At 61.8% G+C, this 1,548-nt stretch carries 1 protein-coding gene; it reads left to right on the top strand.

Annotation, left to right across the window (positions count from 1 at the left end; all coding sequences use genetic code 11):
- The coding region (locus BUC08_RS24110) for an MFS transporter (RefSeq protein WP_073194653.1) at positions 1 to 1,161 on the top strand (1,161 nt) is incomplete at its 5' end.
- Between the last annotated feature and the right edge of the window lie 387 nt (positions 1,162 to 1,548).

Below are 1,548 nucleotides of genomic sequence, written 5' to 3'. Positions count from 1 at the left end.
AAGATGGTGGCCTATGTCGGTATCGCCCCCATTGCCGGGGCCTTCGCGGACCGGGTGCCGCGCCGCGCGTTATTGGTGACGCTCGATCTGGTGCGGGCGGGTGTGGCGCTGGCCCTGCCTTTCGTGACCGAGGTGTGGCAGGTCTATGTGCTGATCTTCCTGCTGCAATCGGCCTCCGCCGCCTTCACGCCGACCTTCCAAGCGACGATCCCCGACGTTCTGCCCGAGGAGGCGCGCTATACCCGCGCACTGTCACTGTCGCGGCTGGCCTACGATCTGGAAAACATCGTCAGCCCGACGCTGGCGGCCCTTCTGCTCGCGGTGATGTCCTACAATTCGCTTTTCCTCGGCACGGTCCTCAGTTTCGCCGCATCGGCCCTTATGGTTGTTTCGGTCGTGCTGCCCAGTCCCCGCCCATCCGAGCCGCGCGGTGTCTATGACCGCACTACGCGCGGCATCCGCATCTATCTGGCCACGCCCCGCTTGCGCGGGCTCTTGGCATTGAACCTCGCGGCGGCGGCGGCAGGTGCGATGGTGCTGGTCAACACCGTCGTTCTTGTGCGCGGCTCGCTCGGCCTTTCGGAAAGTGCTCTGGCCTGGACGATGTTCGCCTTCGGCGCAGGGTCGATGATCGCAGCGCTGGTCCTGCCGCGTGTTCTCGATGCGTTGCCGGACCGGCCCGTGATGTTCGGCGGAGCCGCGCTGATGGTGGCTACTCTGGTCGGTCTGGCGTTGACGGTCCTTGGAGCAGGCCTTGGCTGGTCCATCCTTCTAACAGCCTGGTTGCTGGTGGGGCTCGGATATTCCGCTGTCCTCACCCCTTCTGGCCGACTGCTGCGCCGTTCCGCACACGCCGGGGACCGCCCGGCACTCTTCGCGGCGCAATTCGCGCTGTCCCACGCCTGCTGGCTTGTGACCTATCCGCTGTCGGGATGGCTGCTGACGGTCTATGGTGTCGTTCCCGCACTGATCGGACTGGCCCTTATCGCCACCTTCGGAATGCTCGCAGCGCTGAAACTCTGGCCGTCCGGCGATCCCGTTGAGCTTGAGCACACCCACGATAATTTGCCACTCGACCATCCCCACCTAAGGGGACATCGCAGGCACAGCCATGCCTTGATCATTGACGAGAGCCATCCTCGCTGGGCCACGCATTTATAAGCCGCAGCAAGAGACGAAGACTGGACACGGGCGGTTCGTTTTCATCCATGCGGACATTCGTGCTTCGAGCAAAATTCATCAAAGTGGGCTCGATGCGCGAATTCTCTGCAAGTTTGGCGGACAGAAGCGTTGACTCTAACATAAACTGTCGGCCCCCCGACAAAGAGCACGGCTTAAGTTGCGACCCTCCACATCCGATACCGCCCCTGCCCCGTCATCTCGTGGATCAGACCACGCGCTTCCATCCAAGCAAGGTTGCGCTGGACGGCAGCCCGGCTGGCGCCGATCAGGGTGTCGCAATTGCATTGTCGTTTCATCAAAAGGTTCTTAAACGATTTCAGCAGGATGAGGCGGAAATAGACGTAGAATATTACGTTGCGATTTCAA

Source organism: Pseudosulfitobacter pseudonitzschiae, from assembly GCF_900129395.1.
Classification (GTDB): Bacteria; Pseudomonadota; Alphaproteobacteria; order Rhodobacterales; family Rhodobacteraceae; genus Pseudosulfitobacter; species Pseudosulfitobacter pseudonitzschiae.
This window is presented reverse-complemented; position numbering and strand designations above follow the sequence as displayed.